Origin of the sequence: Vagococcus sp. AM17-17, assembly GCF_003471765.1 — a bacterium.
In the GTDB taxonomy this organism is placed as follows: domain Bacteria; phylum Bacillota; class Bacilli; order Lactobacillales; family Vagococcaceae; genus Vagococcus; species Vagococcus teuberi.
In genome coordinates, this window is record NZ_QRJY01000005.1 from 44139 (window position 1) to 68388 (window position 24250).

A 24250-nucleotide genomic window follows, 5' to 3' on the forward strand; every position below is an offset into this window, starting at 1 on the left:
CTATGAGTAAAGAAAAAAAAGAAGCAACTGTAGAAGCTGTTAGTGTTCCACCAACAGGTTTTAAAATGATTGCTCGAGAATTTAAAAAAGATAAATTAGCATTATTTTCATTATCGTTATTAGTTATTATCTTTGCAGTTATTTTTATTGGAGCACTTATTTTAGATAAAGATGCTGTAATGAAAGTAAGTATTTTAGATAAATACGCGGCTCCAGGAGATGGCTACCTACTAGGTGCTGACGAAGGTGGGCGTGATGTTTTTGGACAATTGATCATTGGTGCTCGTAACTCTGTTGTTATTGGGTTTTCAATTACTATTTTGACATCAATCATTGGTGTGGGATTAGGGATTGTTGCAGGATACTATGGTGGTATGGTAGATAGTATCATTATGCGAATTGTTGATTTTATCATGATTTTACCAATTATGATGATTATCATTGTGTTTGTTACAATTGTTCCAAGCTATAATGTATTTTCTTTTATTATGATTATGAGTTCATTCTATTGGGTCGCAAAAGCACGTCTCTTTAGAGGAAAGACATTATCTGAAGTACGTCGTGATTACATCAGTGCCTCAAAAACATTGGGAACAAGTGACTTCAAGATTATGTTTGGCGAGTTAATGCCAAACTTAAGCTCATTAATTATTACAAATTTGACGATGAACTTTGCAGGCAACATCGGGATTGAAACAACATTGTCATACTTAGGATTCGGATTACCACAATCAACACCAAGTTTAGGTACATTGATTGGGTATGCGTCAAATGGTGTCGTTTTATCAGATATGACATGGGTGTGGGCGCCAGCGTCTATTTTAATTCTTGTCATGATGTTATGTATCAACTACGTTGGTCAAGCATTGAAGCGTTCAGCTGATGCACGTCAACGTTTAGGATAAAAAAATCTAAGGGGGATGAAGGAATGAAGTACAAAAAATTATTTAGCGTCGTAGCACTTGGTGCTGCAGTAACAGTCGGGTTATCTGCTTGTGGTGGAGGAAAATCTGACAAAAAATCTAGTGGGAAAGCCGATAAAACAGAAGATGTATCAAAATTCCCAGTAAAAACGTCTAATCAAGAAAAAGCCAAAGAAGGCGGAACGTTAGAAGCAGCCGTTGTAATGGACACTCAATTTAAAGGAATGTTCTCTGAAACATTCTATGAGGATGCTTACGACAACCAATTTATGCAACCATCTCATGAAGCGTTGTTTACAAGTAATGCTAACTTTGAATCAACAGATGATGGGGTAGCAAAAAAAGATATCGATGTTGATGGTAAGAAAATCACAATCACAATCATTAAAGATGCCAAATGGTCAGATGGTAAACCATTAGTAGCAGATGATATTATCCAACCATACTTAATCATTGGTAACAAAGATTATTCAGGTGTCCGTTATGGTGAAGATTTCCAAAATATCGTTGGGATGGATGAATACCATGAAGGAAAAGCTGATTCTATCTCAGGAATCAAAAAAGTAGATGACAAAACGGTCGAAATTTCTTATAAAGAAATGAACCCAGGTATGAAACAAACAAGTGAAACTGTATGGACTTCAGCAATGCCTTCTCATATCTTTAAAGATATTCCAGTAAAAGGTATGGAATCAAGTGATGCCGTACGTAAAAATATTGTGACTTTTGGACCATACAAAATGGAAAAAATTAATCAAGGTGAATCTGTAGAGTATACACCAAACGAGTACTACTATGGCGAAAAACCAAAATTAAGCAAAATAACAATGCGCGTTGCACCATCTAGCTCAATTGTTGAGTCTTTAAAAGCTAAAAAGTATGATATGGTATTCAGTATGCCAACTGATAACTATCCAAACTACAAAGATATAGAAGGATATGAAATCTTAGGTCGTCAAGATTTAGCTTATACTTATATAGGATTTAAATTAGGTAAATGGGATGATGCTAAAGGTGAATCTGTTTACAATCCAGATTCAAAAATGGCAAATAAATCATTACGTCAAGCAATGGGATATGCCATTGATAACGAAGCTGTAGCGAACAAATTCTACAATGGTTTGCGTCAACCTGCTAATGCGATTGTACCACCAATCTTTGATGAATTTAGTGATAAGAGCTTAGTTGGTTACTCTAAACAAGATATTGATAAAGCAAACAAATTATTAGATGAAGCTGGATACAAGAAAAAAGATGGCGAAGAATTCCGTCGCGATCCAAAAGGTGAAAAACTAGAAATTAATTTTGCTTCTATGTCAGGTGGCGAAACTGCCCAACCATTAGCTGAATACTACATGGACTGCTGGAAAGAAATTGGTTTAGATGTTAAATTATCAACTGGTCGTTTAATTGAATTCCAATCATTCTATGATAAATTAAAAAATGATTCACCAGATGTTGATGTGTACCAAGCAGCTTGGGGATTAAGTTCAGATCCATCTCAATCAGGATTATACGGACCTAAAACGGCGTTTAACTACACTCGTTTTGTCAGTGATGAAAATACTAAATTATTAAATGAAATCGACTCTGACGAAGCATTTGATGGTAAATATCGTGCTGATAAATTTAAAGAATGGCAAGAATATGTTGCTGACGAAGCATTTGTCATTCCAACATTATTCAGAGACGCTGTATTGCCAGTGAGTGACAAAGTAACTGGATTTGACTGGGCTTATGATGTAACAAGTAACCCATGGTCTCACGTTGGTGTAACAGATAAAAAATAAAGATTAATGACTATCAATTTGGCTATTTGGTCAAATTGATAGTTTTTGTTTTCTTTCAAACAAAAAAAACGTATAATAAGAGTATCTATGGTTAAAAGGGAGAGGCACATTCAATGGAACAAACGTTAACACAGTTATTAAAGACAGACTATAACATCATTTTTAAAGACATCTCGTTATTGGAACAAGCGTTTACCCATTCATCCTATGTGAATGAGCATCGACATTTTGAGCTACAAGATAATGAACGATTAGAATTTCTAGGAGATGCTGTCTTAGAGTTAGAAGTATCTGATTATTTATACCGTCATTTTCAAGATTTACCAGAAGGGAAATTAACAAAACTACGTTCGACAATTGTTAGAGAAGATAGTTTAGCAATGTTTGCTAAAGAATGTGGTTTTGATCAATTTGTTAAACTTGGTAAGGGAGAGGAAAATTCAAATGGTAGAAGTCGTTCATCATTGTTGTGTGATTTATTCGAAGCTTTTTTAGGAGCTCTATATTTGGATCAAGGAGCTAAAAAATCGAAAGAATTTATCTACCAAGTAGTCGTAGCAAAAATTGAAACTGGTGCTTTTTCACATGAGATGGATCATAAAACCACTCTACAAGAAGTATTACAAAAAAATGGTGATATCTTGATTGAGTATCATTTAATAGCAGAAGAAGGACCTGCCCATGCAAGAATCTTCCATGTTGAAGTATGTGGTGGAGGAACGCCTCTAGGTAAGGGGTCTGGAAAGTCTAAAAAAGTGGCAGAACAAAAAGCGGCAGAAGCAGCATTAGCCAACATTTTAGCAGAAGAATCCTAGGAAGGGGACTTATTGTTTGTGTATTTGAAACGAATTGAAATTGCAGGATTTAAATCCTTTGCAGATCGAACAGTAATTGAATTTAATGAAGGCTTGACGGCAATAGTTGGTCCTAATGGAAGTGGAAAAAGTAATATTACAGAATCCATTCGATGGGTTTTAGGGGAGCAGTCAGCAAAAAGTTTACGTGGGGGGAAAATGCCAGACGTTATTTTTGCTGGCTCTTCTTCGCGTTCACCGTTAAATATAGCAGAAGTGACGTTAGTACTAGATAATGAGGACCATTTTTTACCGATTGAGTACACTGAAGTCAGTGTCACAAGACGACTAACACGTGATGGCGAGAGTGATTTTTTCATCAATAAACAACGTTGTCGCCTAAAAGACGTGATTAGTTTATTCATGGATTCAGGTTTAGGTAGAGATTCTTTTTCGATTATTTCTCAAGGAAAAGTAGAAGAAATTTTTAACAGTAAACCTGAAGAACGTCGTGCGATTTTTGAAGAAGCTGCTGGAGTATTGAAATATAAAAACCGCAAGAAACAGGCAGAAAAACATCTAGGAGAGACAGACGATAACCTTAGTCGTGTGCAAGATATTATTTATGAGCTGGAAATTCAACTAGCACCATTGAAACAACAAAGTGATAATGCGAAGACCTATTTAGCATTAAAGGAGCAGTTATCTGAGCAAGATGTGAGTATGACAACTCATTTGATTGAAGAAACAAAAAACAAATGGAATGATAATAAAAAACAACTTGAAGAAAAAAATCAGTTGATAAATCAGAAAGAAACTGAAAAAAATGAACTAGAAGAAAAGCTTGAACGATTAAAATCTGAGCAAGCAACTCTTGAGCAAATGCTTGATAGTCATCAGCAACGATTGCTTGACTGTAGCACACAATATGAACAACTTGAAACACAAAAACGAGTGTTAGAGGAAAAACAAAAGTTTTCTGTTCAAACAAAAGAAGTGCAACAAAAGACATTACGCAACTTAGATACGGAAAAAGAAGTACTTAAAAAAGAAGTGCGTTCTTTAGAAGATGAAGAAAATAGTTTAATTGAAGAAAAGAAATCTCTTACGAAGTTGATTTCACGTATTCGAGAAGAACTAGTTCAATACAGCAAATCAGCTAAAGAGCAATTAGATGATATGCGAAGTGATTATCTAGAATACATGCAACAACAAAGTCATGTGAACAACGAGTTAAAACATTTAGAAAAACAATTTAACCAAGAAACAAATAAAAACTCACGTGAAATGAATCAGTATGAAGAGCTTGTTGCAACGATAACTAACAAACAAAAAGAACTAGATGAATTAACAAAAGTGTATGACGTTAAAAAAGAAAATGTTGTCACCTATTTAGAAGACTATCAGCAAAAAAGACAACTTAAAGAGCAACGTAGTCAGGAATTAAAAAAGTTAAACACGCAGTTAATGGATGCCTTAAGAATCTTACAACAAGCCCAAGCTAAGCAAAAAAGCTTGAAAGAATTGCAAGATAACTATTCAGGTTTCTATCAAGGTGTGCGAGCGGTGCTAAAAGAAAAACAACAGTTTCCAGGTATAGTCGGTGCTGTAGCGGAATTAATTGATATACCATCATCTTATCAACAAGCCCTTGAAACAGCACTTGGAGCAAGTGTTCAACATGTTGTAACAAAGGATGACCAAAGTGCTAGAGAAGCTATTTCTTATTTGAAGAAACAAAGACTAGGTCGTGCGACGTTTCTGCCATTGACTACTGTTAAAGCACGATATATTAGGCAAGATGTTTTAGATAAAGTACAAAATATGTCAGGGTTTGTGGGAGTAGCTAGTGAGTTAGTTCGTTATGATGAAGAGGTTTCTGCCATTGTTAAGAACTTATTAGGCTTAACTATTGTGGCGGATTCATTAGAGGCAGCCACTCATATAGCAAAACAAATTAACTTTCAGTATCGTGTGGTATCATTGGATGGAGATGTGATGAATCCTGGTGGTTCTATGACTGGTGGGATGAGCAAAAAAGGTCAGTCGATGCACTGGTTTTCTCAATCAAAAGAGTTACAAGATATTGAAAAGCAATTATCTCAAATGACCACTCTATACAAACAAAAAGAAACTGACGTGACTGAATTGCAAAAAGAAGTTTCTTTAATAGATGACTCACTTGAAAATCTGCGTAAATTGGGTGAAGAAGCCAGACTAACAGAGCAAAAACTACAATCACAAGTATCTCTTTTAACGCAAGATGTGACACAGTTAGAAAAAGAAAAGAAAATACTAGAGTATGAGCAAAGTGAATTAAATCAATTTCTTACAGAGTATCAACAAGAAAAAGAACATTATGAAGCACAACAAAAAGAACTTGCTCAAAAGATTGCAGAGTTAGATAAAAGAATGGCTGATGTGGATCAGTTAGAGGCGACGAATTCTGAGAAAAAAGAAACTTTAACAAAAGAACTCGCTCAAAAAGAGGCCGATTTGGCTGTTACAAAAGAAAAACTAAATCAGTTAGCTGAAAAACAATTAGAACGAAATACTCGGTTACAAGAAGCAGATCAAAAAATGAGTGAAATGTTACAGGAAAGTCAATCCCATGAGGAAGACAGTTCTCATTATAAAGAAGACGAAGAAAACATTGCAAAACAAATGAGCGAAGCATCTCGTAAAAGAGAAGAAGTCTTGACTCAAATTAGTAAAGCAAAGAAACAACGAGAGCACTATGCTAAAACAATCAAAGAACACGACGTAATAGTCGATAAAAGTTATGCAGTCATTCGTGAACTTGTGAATCAGAAAACTGAGCTTGAAATCATGCAGGGAACTTGTGATAATCAATTAGATAGTTTATTGACTTATTTACAAGAAGAATATAGTTTAACTTTTGAAGCAGCAAAAGAAAGATCATTTGATATTCATGATGCATCACAAGTGAGCCAAGTCATTCGTGATTTGAAAGTTAAAATTTCAGAGCTAGGGCCAGTCAATATATCAGCCATTACACAACATGATGAAATATTAGAACGATATGACTTTTTAACGAGTCAACGAGATGATTTGAATCAAGCGAAAGATGAGTTACAAGAGACAATGGATGAGATGGACATGTTAGTGATGAAACAGTTCCATGAAGTCTTTTGTGATATTCGTGAAGAGTTTCGTCAAGTGTTTCCTAAAATGTTTGGTGGTGGACATGCTGATTTGATATTAAGTGATGAAACAGATTTACTTCATACTGGAATAGATATTGTCGCACAACCACCTGGTAAAAAATTACAACAATTAAGTTTATTGTCTGGTGGAGAAAGGGCGTTAACTGCGATTGCCTTGCTGTTTTCTATCATTCAAGCACGCCCAATTCCGTTTTGTATTTTAGATGAGGTTGAAGCAGCATTAGATGAAGCGAACGTTGCCCGATTTGGAAATTACTTGCGTCACTTTGGAGATGCCACGCAATTTATAGTAATCACTCATCGTAAAGGAACGATGGAGTCAGCTAAAATGTTGTATGGGGTGACGATGCAAGAGTCGGGTATCTCGAAAGTCGTGTCCGTACATTTAGAAGAGATGGAAAAACTAGAAGATACACTAAAATAGACAGGGGAGAATGGTATGATTAGATTAATCGCAATTGATTTAGATGGTACATTGTTAACAGATGATAAACAAATTTCAGATAGAAACAAAGAAGTATTAACTAAAGCTAAAGAACAAGGAGTTAAAGTCGTTATTTGCACAGGAAGACCATTATTTGCGATTGAGCCTTATCTAGATAGATTAGAGTTAAGAGATGAAGGAGATTATAGCATCACGTTTAATGGTAGCTCCGTGCAAAAAAACGATACGGCAGAGACATTATTAGCTCATTCATTATCGTTTGATGAAGTGAGTCGTGTCGCAAAAGTGATGAGAAAATTAAATTTACCACTAGATATTATTTCTGTGGACACAGTCATTCATCTGGATACGGTTAAAGAACCTCATACATCAATCTATGAATCAATGAATCCATTGCTTAAGGTAGAACATGCCACACTCGAAACATTAGATAAGGATCGTTTATTTAATAAAATGGTGGTGGCAGTTGAAACAAGCTATCTTGATGAAAAAATAGCACAATTACCAAAAGAGTTATTGGAAGAATTTAATATCATGAAGTCTCGTGTGAATCTATTAGAAATCATCCGCAAAGAAGCAAGTAAAGCAGCTGGAATTGATGAGTTAGCTAACTATTTAGGCATTAAACAATCTGAAGTGATGGCAATTGGTGATGAAGCCAACGATTTTTCGATGATTGAGTATGCAGGAATGGGAGTCGTGATGGATAATGGAAGTCAAGAAGTCAAAGACATCGCCCAATTTATCACGAAAAGTAATGAAGAAGATGGAGTCGCACATGCGGTTGAAACATTTGTGCTGACAAAATAGTAGGAGGAAGTTAAATGGGATTTTTTGATAAGATAAAAAAAGCCGTTTTAGGTGAGAAAAAAGTTGAAGAAGCACCAAAAGAAGAACTAGTTGAAGAATTAGAGGAAACGGTCGAAGAACTCTCTCAAGAAGAAAATCATGACACAGTTGTCGTAACGGAAGAACCAGAAGAAAAAGAAGAAACGATTGTTGAAGAATTAGTTGAAGTGAGTGAGCCAGAACAACCTAAAGAGGAAATAAAAGTTGAAGAAGTGCCAGAAGTTAAAAAGCCAGTTAAGGTACCAGAACCACCGGTAGTCGAAGAGAAAAAAGAAGAAACCATTAAAAAATATGATAAAGGATTAGAGAAATCAAGACGTTCATTTGGTCAGTATATGAATGAATTATTTGCTAATTTCAGAATGGTTGATGATGAGTTCTTTGAAGACTTAGAAGAAGCGTTGATTTCTGCCGATGTTGGATTTGAAACGGCAATGCGTATTTCTGATGAGTTACAAGAAGAAGTTAAATTAAAAAATGTGAAGAAGAAAAAAGATGTTCAAGCAACGATTATCGAAAAATTAGTTGAAATTTATGAAGCAGAAGGTATTGAAGAAAATAATGAGTTAAACATCCAAACTGATAGTCCGACTATTATGCTATTTGTTGGTGTGAATGGTGTTGGTAAAACAACAAGTATTGGTAAATTAGCCAAACGTTACAAGGATGAGGGTAAGAAAGTCTTGTTAGCTGCTGCGGATACCTTTAGAGCCGGAGCAATTGATCAATTGGTTGTTTGGGGAGAACGTGCTGGTGTGGATGTGGTTAGACATAATGCCGGTGGAGATCCAGCTGCAGTCGTGTATGATGCTGTTGAGAAAATGAAAAATGAGCATTATGATATTTTATTAGTGGATACAGCAGGACGTTTGCAAAACAAAGTAAACTTGATGAAAGAATTAGAAAAGATGAAGCGTATCATCGAACGTGAATACCCTTCAGCTCCTCATGAAGTGTTATTAGTTGTTGATGCAACGACTGGACAAAATGCGTTGATTCAAGCAAAAGAATTCAAAAATACCACTGATGTGACAGGGATAGTTTTAACTAAGCTAGATGGAACAGCTAAAGGTGGGATTGTCTTAGCTATTAGAAATGAATTACATTTACCAGTAAAATTAGTTGGATTAGGAGAGAAAATCACTGATTTAGAAGCCTTTAATCCAAATCAATTTGTTTACGGATTGTTTAAAGATTTAATGGAAGATTATGATGGGTAAATAAAAAACGATAAAGCCTTGATAGGTTTTATCGTTTTTTATTATTTATATGAATGTAAAACGTCAATATTATGCTCAACAAAATAAGAAGAGTATGGATCAGTAAATTTCTTATTTGTAATTAATAGATCGACAGCACTCAAATCTGCATAAGTTAATAAAGTCGAATGATCAAATTTTGTTTCATCAGCTAGTAAAAAGATTTTATCCGCTTTATCAATGACTTGTCGCTTGATCTCGTATTCCATAATGTCAGAATTCATTAAGCCACTATTGATAGAAACAGCTGTTGCTGCCATAAATGCTTTTGTAATATTGTATTTAACAGATAATTCGTCATTTTCTACTCCAACAAATGAACGGGTAGGCTTCTTAAAAATATGACCAATCAGAAAAATATTTGCTTTTCTTAATTTTTCAGCTTTTAATACAACATCTAAACTATTGGTAATAATCGTAAGAGGAATGTTTTCATCTACATAATCTAGGATATATTTCGTTGTAGTACCAGAATCAATATAGATTAAGTCATCTGACTCAATAAAAGAAGCCGCTTTTTGTGCGATGGCTTTTTTATCTTCCTTATTTTCAACGTTTCGATACTCAAAATCAACAAGAGTCCCCTCTTTTACACTAACACCGCCGTAAACTTTTTCAAAACGTGAGTCTTTGAGTATCTTATTAACATCTCGTCTAATAGTATTCATGGATACGTTGAATTCCTCTTCCAATTCTTTTAAGCTCACATGGCTGTGATCTAAAATATATTGTTTCATTAATTCAAATCGTTTCTCTTTCATAAGTATTCTCCACTTTCTGTCATTTTTTTCATCATATCACCTATACATAAGTTTATCAATAGTTAATCAAATTATGTTTTAATTACCAGTTATTTTTATAAAATTAACAAAAAATATTGACTGTTGATTAAATCAAAGGTAATATTAAATCAAAGTTAACCAAAACAACCAAGATGTAACAATTTAAATGGTATGTTTTAAGTAAATCTATGGAGGGGTATGAATGTCAATTAGAAAATTAAAAAATTATATAAATGGTGAGTGGGTAGAAAGCCAAACAACCACATACGAAACAGTAGTGAATCCTGCAACAAAAGAAGTAATGTGTGAGGTTCCGTTATCAACCTGTGAGGATTTAGATCATGCAGCAACAGTAGCACAAGAAGCATTTCAAACATGGAAAGAAGTTGCTGTACCAAGACGTGCACGAATTTTATATAAGTTTCATCAATTATTAATTGAAAACAAAGATGAGTTAGCAAAATTAGTTACGTTAGAAAATGGAAAGGCTTTATCTGAATCATATGGTGAAGTTCAACGTGGTATTGAAAATGTAGAATTTGCTGCTGGAGCACCAACTTTAATGATGGGGGATAATTTATCTTCTATCGCAACAGATGTTGAAGCAAGTGTTTATAAATACCCAATCGGAGTAGTTGGTGGAATAACGCCATTCAACTTTCCGATGATGGTACCGTTTTGGATGTTCCCCATGGCCATTGCTACAGGAAACACAGTAGTATTGAAGCCATCTGAAAAAGCGCCAATGTTAATGGAAAAAGTGGTGAGCTTATTAGAAGAAGCTGGTTTACCTAAAGGAGTATTTAATGTAGTTTTTGGAGCACATGATGTTGTAAACGGTTTATTACAACACCCAGATATCAAAGCGATTTCATTTGTTGGGTCACAACCAGTTGGACAATATGTTTATACAGAAGGTTCTAAAAACTTAAAACGTGTTCAATCACTAACAGGAGCTAAAAACCACACGATTGTTTTAAATGATGCCAATCTTAAAGACAGTATTCCTGCTATTGTAAGTGCCGCGTTTGGTTCAGCTGGTGAGCGTTGTATGGCAGCTGCAGTGGTAACAGTAGAAGAAGGTATCTATGATGAATTCATGGCTGAATTAACAAAAGCCACAAAAGATATCAAGATGGGCAATGGATTAGATGATGGCGTGTTCTTGGGCCCAGTTATTCGTCAAGAAAACTTAGATCGTACACTAAACTATATCGAGCAAGGCGTTGAAGCAGGTGCTAATTTAATCTGTGACGGTCGTGAGCAACTAGATGAGGCGGGATTCTTTGTTGGACCAACTATTTTTGAAGGTGTGACAACAGACATGACTATTTGGAAAGATGAATTATTTGCTCCAGTGTTATCTATTATGAAAATTAAGGATTTACAAGAAGGGATTTCTATTGCAAATGCATCAGAGTTTGCTAACGGTGCTTGCCTCTTTACGAATAATGCTTCGGCTATTCGCTTCTTTAGAGAAAACATTGATGCTGGAATGTTAGGTATTAACTTAGGCGTTCCTGCTCCAATGGCAATGTTCCCGTTTTCAGGATGGAAATCATCATTCTACGGGACATTACCAGCAAATGGGAAAGCTGGAGTAGATTTCTATACACGTAATAAAGTCGTAACAGCACGTTACGCACGTAGTGATGTGTAAAGGGAGGAAACAAAATGGTTGAGCTAAAACGACGTCCATATAAAAAAGAACTTTCTGAACACGTGGTGGAATGCCATCACGTGACGCGTGAGGCGGACGGATTACGCTATATTGAAATGCGCGTGTTAAACCTATCTAAAGGTGGTATTTACACAGAAGAATTAACGAATTTAGAAGCGTGCATTGTCGTGATGACAGGGAAAATTGATGTAATAGTTGGGGAAGACTCATTTAAACAAATTGGGAATCGTCAAGATGTCTTTGATAGAGTTCCAACGGATAGTGTTTATGTTTCAAGTGGTAAAACGTTCGATATTACGACCAATGAGGATGCTAGAGTATTAATTGCCTATGCTCCAAGTAATAAAACATTACCAACGACTTTAATTAAAGCATCTGATAATTCAGTAGAACATCGTGGAAAATATCAAAACAAACGTACTGTTCACAATATTATGGATGATCAAAGTCCCATTTCAGATAAATTAATTGTGGTTGAAGTGTATACAGATAGTGGTAACTGGTCTAGCTATCCCCCTCATAAACACGATCAAAATAATTTACCACATGAATCCTTCTTGGAAGAAACTTATTATCATGAAATGAACCCTAAAAAAGGCTTTGTATTCCAACGTGTATACACAGATGATCGTTCATTAGATGAAACCATGACTGTAGAACATGAAAATGTGGTGTTAGTACCAAAAGGTTATCATCCAGTATCAGTCCCTGATGGATACGATGGTTATTATTTAAATATTATGGCAGGGCCAATCAAAAAATGGCAGTTTCATAATGACAAAGATCACGAATGGATTTTAAATAGAGACTAATAAAAAGGAGTTTAATTATGACAACTTATGATTTAATTGCTGTTGGCCGAGCGTGTATTGATTTAAATGCAGTGGAGTACAATCGTCCAATGGAAGAAACAGAAACATTTAGTAAATACGTTGGAGGATCTCCAGCCAATATTGCAATTGGTGCATCAAAATTAGGATTATCTTGTGGATTTATTGGGAAAATTCCTGATGATCAACACGGAAGATTTATCTCAAATTACATGTCAGAAGTTGGAATTGATACAAGCCAAATGGCAATAGATAAAGATGGACATAAAGCAGGGTTGGCTTTTACTGAAATTCTTAGTCCGTCAGAATGTAGTATTTTAATGTACCGTGATGATGTGGCTGATTTATATTTAGAGCCAAATGAAGTCAGTGAAGACTACATCAAACAAGCGAAAATGTTAGTTGTATCAGGAACAGGTTTAGCACAAAGTCCTAGCCGTGAAGCCGTATTAAAGTCAGTTGCATTAGCACGAAAAAATAATGTCAAAGTGGTGTTTGAATTAGACTATCGTCCTTATACATGGAAAAATGCTGAAGAAGTATCTGTTTACTACTCAATCGTAGCTGAACAATCAGATGTCGTGATTGGAACACGTGATGAATTTAATATGTTGGAGAATGTAGTAGAAGGAAATAACGATAAAACAGTCGCGTATTTATTCCAACATGAGCCTGAATTAATCGTGATTAAACATGGTGTTGAAGGGTCATATGCTTATACAAAAGAGGGCGAAACATTCCGTGGTAAAGCGTATAAATCAAATGTATTAAAAACATTTGGAGCAGGAGACTCTTACGCTGCAGCCTTTTTATATGCCTTAACTAAAGGGAAAACAATTCAAGAAGCATTGCAATATGGTAGTGCCTCAGCAGCCATCGTGGTAAGTAAACATAGCTCATCTGAAGCCATGCCAACAGTAGAACAAATTGAAGCGTTAATGGAAGAACAATCAAACTAAAAGGAAGTAAGCTAATGAGAGAAACAATTCGATTAACAACAGCACAAGCATTAGTTAAGTTTTTAAATCAACAATATATCTATGTTGATGGTGTAGAAACACCTTTTGTTGAGGGAGTATTTAATATTTTTGGACATGGTAATGTCTTGGGCCTAGGTCATGCTCTAGAAGAAAATCCAGGGCATTTAAAGATAATGCAAGGTAAAAACGAACAAGGGATGGCGCATGCTGCGATTGCTTATGCCAAACAAATGAAACGACAAAAAATTTATGCTGTGACAGCTTCAGCTGGACCTGGTTCAGCAAACATGATTACAGCAGCCGCAACAGCGCATGCAAATAATATTCCTGTTTTATTTTTACCAGCAGATACTTTTGCGACACGTCAACCAGATCCAGTGTTGCAACAACTAGAGCATGAATCTAGTATTTCACTAACAACAAATGATGCGTTCAAAGCAGTATCACGATATTGGGACCGTGTAACACGTCCTGAACAGTTAATGTCAGCGTTAATTCGAGCATTTGAAGTGATGACAAATCCGGCAACAGCTGGACCAGCAACGATTTGTTTACCGCAAGATACTGAAGGGGAAGCATTTGATTTCGATGCGTCATTTTTTAAAAAACGTGTTCACTATTTAGATCGTACAAGTCCTGTTGAAAGAGCCTTGAATGACGCACTAGATAGAATCAAAGAAAGCAAACGTCCAGTGATGATTGTGGGTGGTGGTGCGAGATATTCTGGTGCTGGCGAGGTAATCCAACAGATTGCAACGCAACATAATATCCCATTAGTTGAAACGCATGCTGGAAAATCAACTGTTCCAAATAGTTTTGCTTATAACTTAGGTGGTACAGGTATCTTGGGGACATCAGCTGCTAATAAAGCGATTGAGTCTGCTGATTTAGTGATAGGAATTGGAACTCGTTATACCGATTTTACCACGTCATCAAAGACAGCATTTGATTATGATAAAACACGATTTATTAATATCAATGTGAGCCGAGTGCAAGCTTATAAATTTGATGCCTTACAAGTAGTGGGTGATGCGAAGGCTATTTTAGAATGGTTTAGTCAACATCTTGGTAATTATAAAGCCAGTTATGGTCATGAGTTAGAAGAATGGCAAAAAGAATGGCAAGAAGAACGCCAACGTTTACATAATATTGTCTTTAATAGAGAAACATTTAAAGCAGAAATTGCGGATCATTTTTCACAAGAAATCATGAATGACTATGCTGATGTGCTGCAAACTGAATTTACTCAAACTAATGCACTCATCACGTTAAATGATACAGTAGCAGATGACAGTGTTGTCGTTGCTTCAGCGGGTTCTTTACCAGGTGATGTCCAACGTTTATGGGAAACGGACACAGTCAATACATATCATTTAGAGTATGGGTATTCATGTATGGGGTATGAAGTAGCAGGAGCGTTAGGAGCAAAATTAGCTAATCCAAATCAAGAAGTATATGCCGTATTAGGTGATGGTAGTTTCTTGATGTTACATACAGAACTTGTGACAGCACTTCAGTACAAACAAAAAATTAATGTGTGTTTGTTTGATAACGCTGGATATGGCTGTATCAATAATTTGCAAATGTCTAATGGTGGTGGAAGTTTCAACTGTGAATTACGTGATGTTGATAATCAGATTATGGCAATTGATTATGCAATGGTTGCAAAAGGATATGGAGCAAAAGTGTATCGTGTTAACACACGTGAGGAACTTGTTGACGCATTAGAAGATGCAAAAAAACAAACAGTGTCAACATTGATTGACATTAAAGTATTGCCAAAAACCATGACTGATGGATATGGTGGTTGGTGGAATGTTGGAGTATCAGAAGTATCAGATAATCCTAATGTGACACAAGCATGGAAACAAAGAGAACAGAAGTTAGAAAAAGCGTGGAAGTATTAAGGTTTGGGAATATAGCTAGCTAAATAAAGGTGTTAGCTATATTTCTTTTAAAAACAAAGAAAGCGCTCTTTTTGAGCTAGGAGGATACTATGACAATTATTAAGTTAGGGATTGCACCAATCGCTTGGACAAATGATGATATGCCGGAATTAGGTAAGGAAAATACGTTTGAACAATGTATCAGTGAAATGGCATTAGCAGGGTACACAGGAACAGAAATTGGAAACAAATATCCGAAAAATCCAGAAGAATTAAAAAGCTACTTAGAACCACGTGGGTTATCAGTAGCTAGTGCATGGTTTAGTGCTTTTTTAACAACCAAACCATTTGAAGAAACAGAAGAGGCTTTTATGTTACATCGTGACTTTTTACATGCAATGGGTGCAAAAGTCATCGTTGTATCAGAACAAGGACACAGTGTACAAGGTCAAATGGAGACACCTGTTTTTGATAAAAAACCAGAATTCAGTGAAGATGAATGGGAAAAATTAACAAGTGGGTTAGATAAATTAGGCGAGTTGGCAAATGAAAAAGACATGTCTATTGTTTACCACCACCATATGGGGACAGGTGTCCAAACAACTGATGAAATCAATCGTTTGATGGCTGAGACAGATCCTAAAAAAGTGTCACTATTATATGATACTGGTCACTTAGTTTTCTCTGGTGAAGATCCGATTGAAGTGTATCAAACACACAAAGACCGTATTAAACATATTCACTTTAAAGATATCCGTAAAGAAAAAATGGAAGAAGTCAAAACAAACACATTTAGTTTCTTAAAAGGCGTTAAAGAAGGCGTGTTCACTGTTCCAGGAGATGGCATGATTGATTTTACACCAATTTGGGAAGAGATTGAAAAAGATGGTTATGAAGGATGGATTGTCGTAGAAGCAGAACAAGATCCAGCAAAAGCTAATCCATTTATTTATGCAAAAAATGCTCGTGAATACATCAAATCAGTTACGAAACTGTAATAAAGGGAGACGGTCATGAATCTATTTTCTATTTTAAGTTTTGTTGTCATTATTAGTTGTGTGTGGTTATTTGCTTATAAACGCTCACGTGGCGTCAATGTTGATGGGGCAGAAGGATTCTTTATGGGTGGTCGAAGTTTGACTGCCCTACCGATTGCTGGTTCGATTATTATGACGAATTTATCAACAGAGCAAATTGTGGGCCAAAATGGACAAAGTTATGTCGCAGGAATGGAAGTTATGGCATGGGAAGTCACATCAGCCATCGCAATCGTTATGTTAGCGTCCGTTTTCTTACCAAAGTATTTAAAATATGGGATTAATACCGTATCTGATTTTATTGAAATACGTTATGATACACAAATTAAGAGAATTATTTCAGCATTATTTATTATTACTTACATCACATCTTTTTTACCTGTGGTATTATATTCAGGATCATTAGTATTTAATAAGATTTTTCGGATTGATGAACTGTTGGGTATTCGTCCTATTACGTCAATCATTGTCGTTTCACTAGCTATTGGTGTCATTGGAATTTTGTACCTACTTATTGGGGGATTACGTCTAAGTGCTTACAGCGATACAGTGTATGGCTTTGGTTTATTAGCTTGTGGTCTACTGATTCCGACAATTGGCGTTACAATGCTTGGTGATGGTAGTTTCATTGCAGGAATTGATCACATTGTGGATAACACACCTTGGTTACTAAATTCTGTTGGTTCAATTGATTCAGCGATTGTTCCTTGGCCAACACTATTAACAGGTATGATGTTTAATAATTTATATTTCTGGTGTACCAATCAGATGATTGTTCAAAAAGCGTTAGCTGGAAAAAACTTAGCTGAAGCGCAAAAAGGCGTATTTATTGTTGGGTTCTTTAAAGTATTTGGTGCATTATTTTTAGTATTTCCAGGAATTGTAGCGAGAAATATTTTTGGTGATGCATTAATGGGGATGCCTGATGAGGCGTACCCAACACTTGTGACACATGTTTTACCAGAGATGATTTATGGCGTGTTTGCAGCAGTTATTTTTGGGGCGATTTTATCGTCATTCTCAGGAGCGTTAAACGCGACCTCAACATTATTATCGCTTGATTTTTATAAGCCTGTTTTCAATAAACAAGCAACCGATCATGATATCACGCGTTTTGGTAAACGGATTACCGTTGCGATCGGGTTGTTATCTATCTTTATCTCACCATTGATTTCATTTGCACCAGCAGGGTTGTATCAATTCGTGCAAGAATTCAATGGATTGTATAATATGCCATTATTGGTAATTATTCTATTAGCATTTTACTCTAAAAAAGCAACAGCCTTTGCAGCAAAAGTAACGATTTACTTACATATTATCTTGTATGCGTTATCAAAAGTTGTGTTAAAAGATGTGCATTTTCTATATGTGTTAAGTGTGCTATTTTTCTTAGATATGCTTGTTATGTTTGTGGTTTCAAAACTGAAACCAGATGGTGATTTTGAATTGAAAGTCTTTAATACAAAAGTAGATATCACACCTTGGAAACATACAAAATTAGTGAGTGTGATTACCGTTTTAGTAGTTGTTTTAACATATTTAATGTTTTCTCCAGTGGGGATTGCTAGATAAAAAAATTAGGGGATGAATGATATGACAAAAGAATTAGTTGTAGGTGTAATTGGCGGCGGACGTATTGGAAAACTTCACACGAAAAACTTGGTACAAATGCCAGGTGTTAAAGTAAAAGCGGTCGCGGATATTTTTGCAGATAACATGCCAACATTTGAAGCAGAATATGGTGTACCATTAGTATCGGATTTTGATGCCATCTTTAATGATGATGAGATTGATGTGGTATTTATTTGTACACCAACGGACACACATGCTGAATTAATCAAAAAAGCAGCGGCAGCGAAAAAACATATCTTCTGTGAAAAACCAATTAGTTTTTCTGATGAAGAAACAGTTGAAACCTATCATATTGTGAAAGAAGCAGGGGTGAAATTCCAACTAGGTGTTAACCGTCGTTTCGACCGTAATTTTGCACAAGTAAAAAAACATGTTCAAGATGGATCAATTGGAGATATCCAATTATTACGTATTGATTCACGTGATCCAGAAGCACCACCTTTATCTTATGTTAAGTCGTCAGGCGGTCTATTTTTTGATATGATGATACATGACTTTGATATGGCCCGTTTTATCACAGGTAGTGAAGTAAAAGAAGTTTATGCTACAGGGGATGCATTGGTTAATCCTGAACTTGAAGGAATCGATGTTGACACAGCAATTGTGACATTAACCTTTGAAAATGGTTGTTTAGGTGTGATTAGTAACAGTCGTCAAGCAGTGTATGGTTATGACCAACGTTTAGAAGCATTTGGTTCAAAAGGTGCGTCTCAAGCAGAAAATGAACGAGTAAATCAAGTTGTGTTATCAGATGAGTCCGGTGTTCATAGCCAAAAACCACTTCACTTTTTCTTAGAACGTTACAATGATGCGTATATTAAAGAAGTCGAAGAATTCTTGACAGCAATTAAAGATGACACAGACACTGTTGTGACATATGAAGATGGTATCATGGCACAACGTTTAGCATTTGCTGCAAATGAATCATTGAAAACTGGTCAGCCTGTTAAAGTTAAAAAATTATAAAAGGTGAATGACATGGAAAAAAGTATTTTATTTATCTGTGAGTCAGGTATTAGTGCCTCGCTATTTGTTTCAAAAATGTTAGAAAGTTTAAGAGAACATGGTTTGAATTATGATGTGGATTATGCACCAGTTCAACGTGTGGAAACAAAATTGTCACAACAACATTATGATGTGATTTTACTTGCACCACAAATTAAACGTTATGAAAAAGAATTAAGAAGTTTACTTGAAGAAAAATCACATGAATCATATGTGAGCGGGATTCAAGATGATGAGTTTGTGACGATGAATATTGAGCGGATATTAGAGCGAATTAGATAGAAACTTATACACTAAATAAAAACTAGTTATTTCAAATCATAGAAAGGTTTGGCGTAACTAGTTTTTTCATATTAACGGTTTATTCGTTGTTTACTTATTTAGTTGTGGTATGCCGGTAATTGATTTCACATTATAGTACTGAGCCATCCATTTATTGAACCAAGCTTCCCTATCCTGTGTCACATTGGCAGTCCCTTTATAGGCATTATAATTAGTTTTAGGATAAGTAATCATAGGCAAAGTGACATCCTCATCTGGACTTGCATTTTTTAGTAAAGCAACTTGTTCCATTACTTGAGAATATGTTGTACGATTGTCTTGTATGGCATTATAGTAATGATAGGCTGAAAAAAGTAATAGCCCAACAGTTAAAATAAATTGGGATTTTTTTAATTTACGCAAACGATTGAGTAAATATGTGGTAACTATTACGAGATAAACAGATGCCCCAAATAATACACGTAAGGGTTGTTCAGAAACAAGAATCAGACTATAAATACAAGCAAAATGCCCTATAAGTAAAAGAATGATGAAGTAGATATCTTTTGCTTTTATAGCTTTCTGTAATGATAAAATAAGTATCAGAACAAGAATTAATAGATAGAAAAAATAAAAATGAATCATGCTATTGATGAAAATGTTAGTTAGATTTCGTGATAAGACTTCTACTGATAAATCAATATGGCCACGTTTTTGTGATCCAGCTGAGGACATCATGGAGATAAAGCCTAAAACGGAGAATAAAACACCTGTAATCTGATAAATTTTTATTTTTTTATTGATGATAATATTTAATAAAAAGATGCATACGGCTACCAATATCGTAGCTGGACCAGAATTTTCATTTGTTACACCTGTCAAAAATCCTAAGAAGATAGACCCCAAAATCACAAAAAGATGATCGTCTAGATTTTTTAAATATAGCAATAAAAAACCAGTGTAAAAGAGTGAGGTCCAAAGATAGTTTCCTGCCCCAGATACCCACAGCACTGTTTGACCAAAACTTGGAATCATTAACCAAAGTAACATCGCTATTTGCGCTAAAAGCATGCCTGGTTTCTTAATACTTGACCTAGTTTCTATAATTGCATAGATTAAATACATCAATAGGATAAATGCGAATGTGTTAAATATATTAAAAATAATTTTGTCATATTGAAGAAAAAATTGAACGATACTATGGGCTAAATATCGTCCATTCCACAAATGGTAATGATTGATTTGTGAAGTAACGATGGAGCCTATCCCATCTATTTTCTCAATATCAGTTGTTGGCATATGTCCTTTGTAGACATAATGGTAAGTATAATCATCAGATGTATAGTATGTTAATTGATTTAATGTAAAAATTGTGATAAAAGTGATGATTAAAACGAGCCATTTTATGTATGTGTTTTCCTTTTTGCTGTTTAAACGGCTGTGCTTTTTTTTTGAATGTTTTCTTCTTGTCATAATCGTATAATCTTTTGTGTTTATTAATGTTGTTAACATGAACAATTCAACCCTGCTTTATTATATATGGACTTCAATTAAAAATCTACAAAATAAAAAGAAAGCACCTAAAAACAGTGCTTTCTTTTTCATATTTATCAAAATGACAGTTAATCTTTTTTTCCAATATGTTTAAAACTAATATCAGTGAATACATTGGCTATAAAATCTGTGATGATAGTTATCCATTCCATAATGTATCACTCCTTATCGTTTTCTGTTATTATACTACATAATAGATTAATTTAGGTAAATAAAGGTCTATAAATGAAAGGAGACGACGATGTCACAGAAAAAATCATTTAATCAATTAATTATTTATATTATTTTTTTCTTTTTCGTATGGAATGTGTATGAGTTTGTGGTAAAACCACCAATTATGATGAATTTTCCATCAATTATAGGTACATTGATTCAATCAGTTATTAAAATAGGAGTATGGACGGTTCCAAGTTTCCTATTAATTAAAAAGAATGAAGGGATTGCAATACACTACCCTGATTTATTTCAGCAAAAAACGAAGTGGAGTAGATGGTTCCTTGTTGCTTTAGCAATAGTTGTCTACCTACTCATTATGTCTTATATACAATATGGCAATATAGCCATAAGAGCGAGTTTCCGACCTATTTCTTTAATCAATACTGTTTTATTTGTCGGTATAACAGAAGAGTTGGTTTTTAGAGGATGGATACTTAATTCGTTACTGACAAAAGTTTCAAAGTGGAATGCGGTGATCCTGTCATCTATTTTATTTGTTTTTATTCATTTTCCAACATGGATATATACAGGAACGTTGAATGGTATTATTTCTTCTGGTGGATTTATTCAGGTGTTTATTCTTGGCATTTTATTTAGTTGGTCGTTTATGAAAAGTAAAAATATTTTTGTGCCAATGTTATTACATATGACATGGAATCTTATTAATACTATGTTTTATGGGTAGAAAGAGGGTTATTATGGTAGATATTTGGGAAGAATTGTATTTACGAGCGAAAGAGTATTATCACCCTACAGAAGTAAATAGTTTTATCTATACGAATCATGTGGTATGTGCGTTAGAAAGTAAGAGTGGACAGATTTTTACAGGGTACTGTATTGAAGGAACAGGTGGCACAATCAATTTGTGTGCCGAAAGAATGGCTTTAATTAATATGTATCAAGCAAGTGGAGAAACTCAAGTTAAAAGAATTATTGCTTTTAGAGATACTCCTCCAACAAATCATGGAGGTATGCCTTGTGGTATTTGCCGTGAAACATTGATGCAGTTTTCTCCTAAAAACAAAGAAACTCAAATTATGGTTGATTATGAATCAAGAGAGATTGTCATATTAGAAGAATTGTTACCAAAATGGTGGGGAGATATAAGAGGATAACAGCTAAAGAAAAGATGGATGAGGTGCTTTTATGAAAATAGGAATTATTTGTGCAATGCCAATAGAATTAGATTATTTACGTCATCATTTGAATTGTACACCTGTTGTATTAAAAAAACAGACGTTTTACTTAGCTGATTCTAACTTTTTAAATAATTTTGTTCCAAATAAACTACCAAGTATCACCCCAATAGATGTTAAACCTTGAATAAGAGCAAAGGTAAATGAAAAACTATCAATAATGAGAGCTGAGTCTTTTGCTAAAATGATTGATAAAAGAGGTGAAATAGCAGAAGATAAGCCATTTAATCCAGCAAAAACTAAAATTAATTTAAAAAATTGTTTATTCTTTGTTGTTTCTTTAATAGCGAATACCATCTGTTTCCAAATAGCAGATAGTGAGATTGACTCATGTTTGTCTAGATGTTCTTTTTCTAAGGTATCTAGGCTTTTTTTCATTGATAAAACAATCAAAGCTGTCGCAAAAAAGGTCATACTATTAATGACAGCAAGTAGCTGATAAGAAAACAGTCCTAATAAATAGGCACCAACAAATTGCGCAATAATCGCCACAATATTACTAATCGCTCCATTTAAACCTTGAGCTTCTTCTAAATCATCTTGTTCTACAATTAATGGGACAAAAGGATAAAATAAACTGTTTGAAAATTTTCCAACATTGTCAGAAATAAAATTAATCAAACTAATGCCAACTAATAACATCATACTTTGTTGAAAACCGATTAAAGACCCAACTGATAGGTACAGCACACCACGTATTAATCCAGAGTAAAATATTTTTGTGGCTTTGTTTTCGCTCATATCAGCCAAACTGCCTAACGGGGAAGCAAAAATAAAGGGAATGCTTTCAGATAATGACACAATCGTGATGGCAAGAGATGAATTGGTAAATTGTGCTGCGTATGTCATAAGAGCAATATAGTACATTGAATCTCCAAGAGTTGATATAAAGTTGTTCAGAATAATCTTTTGATAGAGTGGGTATTTTTTGATAATAGACATAAGTGATTCCTCCTTTTTTATAGTATAGAATGATTCGTTTTATGAACGAATAAATGGTAAAGTATAGTTGACCAAAAAGGAGGGGTTTGATGGAGTCAGATTATGGAAAAGTAGTTCGCGACATACGACTAAACAAAGGATACTCACAAAAATACTTATATTCTGGGATTGTCTCTAAAACTTACGCTATAGATTTTGAAAAAGGACTGCATGATATGTCCGTTACAAAGTTCATGGATGTCTTAGCTAGGTTAGAGATGAAACTTGGTGAATTTGAATTTATTGCCAATGGTTATCAATCATCAGAAGAAATAACTAGCAACGTGTTAATAGCAGTCGCAACCAATAGAGGGGACATTGAGACACTAAGAAAACTACGAGCTTATTATGATACACCGAAAACTAAAGAGGATGAGGTATTAAAGGCGAGATTAAATCTGTTAATTTATTCTTATGAGGAGTCAGGCAAAAAACATATTGAACCAGCTGTTTATAAAAAAGAAGATGTTGATATACTAAAAAATCATCTGATGTCTGTCGAATCATGGACATTAAAAGAATTCGCTTTTTTTCTAAATAATGGGCATCACTTTGATTATGGGACTTATCAGATTTTGACGGAGTTTGCATTAAAACAATTAAGACAGTATAACAATTATCCAGATGTAGTTAAGATAAAAAGCTACTTATTCGTTAATTTTTTAAGCACAGCTTTGGAAAATAAAGATTGGGCTAACATTAATAATTATAGACAGGATTTTTATGAGGTGACAAAAAACACTGAAGAGGGATTTCAACGCATACTATGCGTATTTGATTTTAATTTATATGATTATGTTATGACAAAAGATCAGACGTTTTTGTTAAATGCAAAAAAGATAGAAGAGATGTGTTACTTACTCGGTAGCGACTACCATCGTTTAGCGCAAGGCATGACTCATACCATTGAATTTTGTGAGAATATCGTATCTAATCAATTAAATAACTAGTTGATTAGTAA

The 24250-nt window shown here is 34.7% G+C and carries 20 protein-coding genes; 17 read left to right on the plus strand and 3 right to left on the minus strand.

Features of this window, described 5'->3' with window-relative positions; all coding sequences use genetic code 11:
• Positions 1 to 2 precede the first annotated feature (2 nt).
• The 6 genes from DW196_RS07770 to ftsY all read left to right on the plus strand — a co-directional run bounded on the left by DW196_RS07770 (position 3) and on the right by ftsY (position 9209).
• Positions 3 to 905 (plus strand): ABC transporter permease, encoded by a 903-nt coding sequence (locus DW196_RS07770; RefSeq protein WP_071456145.1) that lies wholly within the window; start codon positions 3 to 5, stop codon positions 903 to 905.
• A 23-nt stretch (positions 906 to 928) separates the two neighbouring features.
• The gene (locus tag DW196_RS07775) at positions 929 to 2713 is read left to right on the plus strand and encodes an oligopeptide ABC transporter substrate-binding protein (RefSeq protein WP_118250859.1); all 1785 of its coding nucleotides are present in this window, start codon (positions 929 to 931) and stop codon (positions 2711 to 2713) included.
• 113 nt (positions 2714 to 2826) lie between these two features.
• Positions 2827 to 3528 (plus strand): ribonuclease III, encoded by a 702-nt coding sequence (rnc, locus tag DW196_RS07780; RefSeq protein WP_071456147.1) that lies wholly within the window; start codon positions 2827 to 2829, stop codon positions 3526 to 3528.
• 18 nt (positions 3529 to 3546) lie between these two features.
• Positions 3547 to 7119, plus strand: a complete 3573-nt coding sequence (smc, locus tag DW196_RS07785) for a chromosome segregation protein SMC (protein ID WP_118250881.1) — start codon at positions 3547 to 3549, stop codon at positions 7117 to 7119.
• Between the two features lie 15 nt (positions 7120 to 7134).
• Positions 7135 to 7950 (plus strand): Cof-type HAD-IIB family hydrolase, encoded by an 816-nt coding sequence (locus tag DW196_RS07790; protein WP_118250860.1) that lies wholly within the window; start codon positions 7135 to 7137, stop codon positions 7948 to 7950.
• 14 nt (positions 7951 to 7964) lie between these two features.
• Positions 7965 to 9209, plus strand: coding sequence for a signal recognition particle-docking protein FtsY (gene ftsY / locus DW196_RS07795; protein ID WP_118250861.1), 1245 nt, complete (start codon positions 7965 to 7967; stop codon positions 9207 to 9209).
• Positions 9210 to 9250: 41 nt separating this feature from the next.
• Here the strand turns inward: ftsY and DW196_RS07800 are convergent, their stop codons facing one another.
• The gene (locus tag DW196_RS07800) at positions 9251 to 10009 is read right to left on the minus strand and encodes a DeoR/GlpR family DNA-binding transcription regulator (protein ID WP_117973543.1); all 759 of its coding nucleotides are present in this window, start codon (positions 10007 to 10009) and stop codon (positions 9251 to 9253) included.
• A gap of 223 nt (positions 10010 to 10232) precedes the next feature.
• Between DW196_RS07800 and DW196_RS07805 the strand changes: the two genes are divergently transcribed.
• From DW196_RS07805 to DW196_RS07840, 8 genes are all read left to right on the plus strand, one after another.
• Entirely contained in the window at positions 10233 to 11690 is a 1458-nt protein-coding gene (locus DW196_RS07805; RefSeq protein ID WP_199566565.1) for a CoA-acylating methylmalonate-semialdehyde dehydrogenase, read from the plus strand.
• 14 nt (positions 11691 to 11704) lie between these two features.
• Positions 11705 to 12523 (plus strand): 5-deoxy-glucuronate isomerase, encoded by an 819-nt coding sequence (iolB, locus tag DW196_RS07810; RefSeq protein ID WP_118250863.1) that lies wholly within the window; start codon positions 11705 to 11707, stop codon positions 12521 to 12523.
• A gap of 14 nt (positions 12524 to 12537) precedes the next feature.
• Positions 12538 to 13500 carry a 5-dehydro-2-deoxygluconokinase gene (gene iolC, locus DW196_RS07815; RefSeq protein WP_199500926.1) on the plus strand — a complete coding sequence of 321 codons (963 nt, stop codon included), beginning with the start codon at positions 12538 to 12540 and terminating at the stop codon, positions 13498 to 13500.
• A gap of 14 nt (positions 13501 to 13514) precedes the next feature.
• Complete coding sequence (iolD, locus tag DW196_RS07820; protein WP_118250864.1) at positions 13515 to 15428, plus strand: 3D-(3,5/4)-trihydroxycyclohexane-1,2-dione acylhydrolase (decyclizing); 1914 nt, start codon at positions 13515 to 13517, stop codon at positions 15426 to 15428.
• Positions 15429 to 15517: 89 nt separating this feature from the next.
• A complete protein-coding gene (iolE, locus tag DW196_RS07825; protein WP_118250865.1) occupies positions 15518 to 16405 on the plus strand; it encodes a myo-inosose-2 dehydratase in 888 nt (295 codons plus the stop codon).
• 15 nt (positions 16406 to 16420) lie between these two features.
• Complete coding sequence (locus tag DW196_RS07830; protein WP_118250866.1) at positions 16421 to 18016, plus strand: solute:sodium symporter family transporter; 1596 nt, start codon at positions 16421 to 16423, stop codon at positions 18014 to 18016.
• A gap of 21 nt (positions 18017 to 18037) precedes the next feature.
• Positions 18038 to 19042, plus strand: coding sequence for an inositol 2-dehydrogenase (iolG, locus tag DW196_RS07835; RefSeq protein ID WP_118250867.1), 1005 nt, complete (start codon positions 18038 to 18040; stop codon positions 19040 to 19042).
• A gap of 12 nt (positions 19043 to 19054) precedes the next feature.
• Positions 19055 to 19363, plus strand: coding sequence for a PTS sugar transporter subunit IIB (locus tag DW196_RS07840; protein ID WP_118250868.1), 309 nt, complete (start codon positions 19055 to 19057; stop codon positions 19361 to 19363).
• Between the two features lie 90 nt (positions 19364 to 19453).
• On the opposite strand, the gene DW196_RS11485 is transcribed toward DW196_RS07840, so the two are convergent.
• Positions 19454 to 20854, minus strand: coding sequence for a DUF6056 family protein (locus tag DW196_RS11485; protein ID WP_187363591.1), 1401 nt, complete (start codon positions 20852 to 20854; stop codon positions 19454 to 19456).
• A gap of 283 nt (positions 20855 to 21137) precedes the next feature.
• Here DW196_RS11485 and DW196_RS07850 point away from each other — a divergent pair, with 283 nt between their 5' ends.
• Both DW196_RS07850 and DW196_RS07855 read left to right on the plus strand, forming a co-directional pair.
• Complete coding sequence (locus DW196_RS07850; protein ID WP_118250869.1) at positions 21138 to 21797, plus strand: CPBP family intramembrane glutamic endopeptidase; 660 nt, start codon at positions 21138 to 21140, stop codon at positions 21795 to 21797.
• Between the two features lie 13 nt (positions 21798 to 21810).
• Positions 21811 to 22227: a cytidine deaminase gene (locus tag DW196_RS07855; RefSeq protein ID WP_199566566.1), complete on the plus strand. Its 417-nt coding sequence runs from the start codon at positions 21811 to 21813 to the stop codon at positions 22225 to 22227.
• A 126-nt stretch (positions 22228 to 22353) separates the two neighbouring features.
• On the opposite strand, the gene DW196_RS07860 is transcribed toward DW196_RS07855, so the two are convergent.
• Positions 22354 to 23250: an MFS transporter gene (locus tag DW196_RS07860; protein WP_118250871.1), complete on the minus strand. Its 897-nt coding sequence runs from the start codon at positions 23248 to 23250 to the stop codon at positions 22354 to 22356.
• 89 nt (positions 23251 to 23339) lie between these two features.
• On the opposite strand from DW196_RS07860, the gene DW196_RS07865 reads away from it, so the two are divergent.
• A complete protein-coding gene (locus DW196_RS07865) occupies positions 23340 to 24239 on the plus strand; it encodes an Rgg/GadR/MutR family transcriptional regulator (protein WP_118250872.1) in 900 nt (299 codons plus the stop codon).
• The last annotated feature ends 11 nt before the right edge of the window (positions 24240 to 24250 follow it).

What these genes read in the sequence shown, in the direction of transcription:
- DW196_RS07855 (WP_199566566.1), top strand. Translation starts at nt 21,811, where the DNA reads ATGGTAGATATTTGGGAAGAATTGTATTTACGAGCGAAAGAGTATTAT.
- DW196_RS07770 (WP_071456145.1), top strand. Translation starts at nt 3, where the DNA reads ATGAGTAAAGAAAAAAAAGAAGCAACTGTAGAAGCTGTTAGTGTTCCA.
- iolG (WP_118250867.1), top strand. Translation starts at nt 18,038, where the DNA reads ATGACAAAAGAATTAGTTGTAGGTGTAATTGGCGGCGGACGTATTGGA.
- DW196_RS07775 (WP_118250859.1), top strand. Translation starts at nt 929, where the DNA reads ATGAAGTACAAAAAATTATTTAGCGTCGTAGCACTTGGTGCTGCAGTA.
- DW196_RS07830 (WP_118250866.1), top strand. Translation starts at nt 16,421, where the DNA reads ATGAATCTATTTTCTATTTTAAGTTTTGTTGTCATTATTAGTTGTGTG.
- rnc (WP_071456147.1), top strand. Translation starts at nt 2,827, where the DNA reads ATGGAACAAACGTTAACACAGTTATTAAAGACAGACTATAACATCATT.
- iolB (WP_118250863.1), top strand. Translation starts at nt 11,705, where the DNA reads ATGGTTGAGCTAAAACGACGTCCATATAAAAAAGAACTTTCTGAACAC.
- DW196_RS07850 (WP_118250869.1), top strand. Translation starts at nt 21,138, where the DNA reads ATGTCACAGAAAAAATCATTTAATCAATTAATTATTTATATTATTTTT.
- DW196_RS07800 (WP_117973543.1), bottom strand. Translation starts at nt 10,009, where the DNA reads ATGAAAGAGAAACGATTTGAATTAATGAAACAATATATTTTAGATCAC.
- DW196_RS07805 (WP_199566565.1), top strand. Translation starts at nt 10,233, where the DNA reads ATGTCAATTAGAAAATTAAAAAATTATATAAATGGTGAGTGGGTAGAA.
- DW196_RS07840 (WP_118250868.1), top strand. Translation starts at nt 19,055, where the DNA reads ATGGAAAAAAGTATTTTATTTATCTGTGAGTCAGGTATTAGTGCCTCG.
- DW196_RS07790 (WP_118250860.1), top strand. Translation starts at nt 7,135, where the DNA reads ATGATTAGATTAATCGCAATTGATTTAGATGGTACATTGTTAACAGAT.
- DW196_RS11485 (WP_187363591.1), bottom strand. Translation starts at nt 20,854, where the DNA reads ATGTTAACAACATTAATAAACACAAAAGATTATACGATTATGACAAGA.
- DW196_RS07865 (WP_118250872.1), top strand. Translation starts at nt 23,340, where the DNA reads ATGGAGTCAGATTATGGAAAAGTAGTTCGCGACATACGACTAAACAAA.
- iolE (WP_118250865.1), top strand. Translation starts at nt 15,518, where the DNA reads ATGACAATTATTAAGTTAGGGATTGCACCAATCGCTTGGACAAATGAT.
- iolD (WP_118250864.1), top strand. Translation starts at nt 13,515, where the DNA reads ATGAGAGAAACAATTCGATTAACAACAGCACAAGCATTAGTTAAGTTT.
- ftsY (WP_118250861.1), top strand. Translation starts at nt 7,965, where the DNA reads ATGGGATTTTTTGATAAGATAAAAAAAGCCGTTTTAGGTGAGAAAAAA.
- DW196_RS07860 (WP_118250871.1), bottom strand. Translation starts at nt 23,250, where the DNA reads ATGTCTATTATCAAAAAATACCCACTCTATCAAAAGATTATTCTGAAC.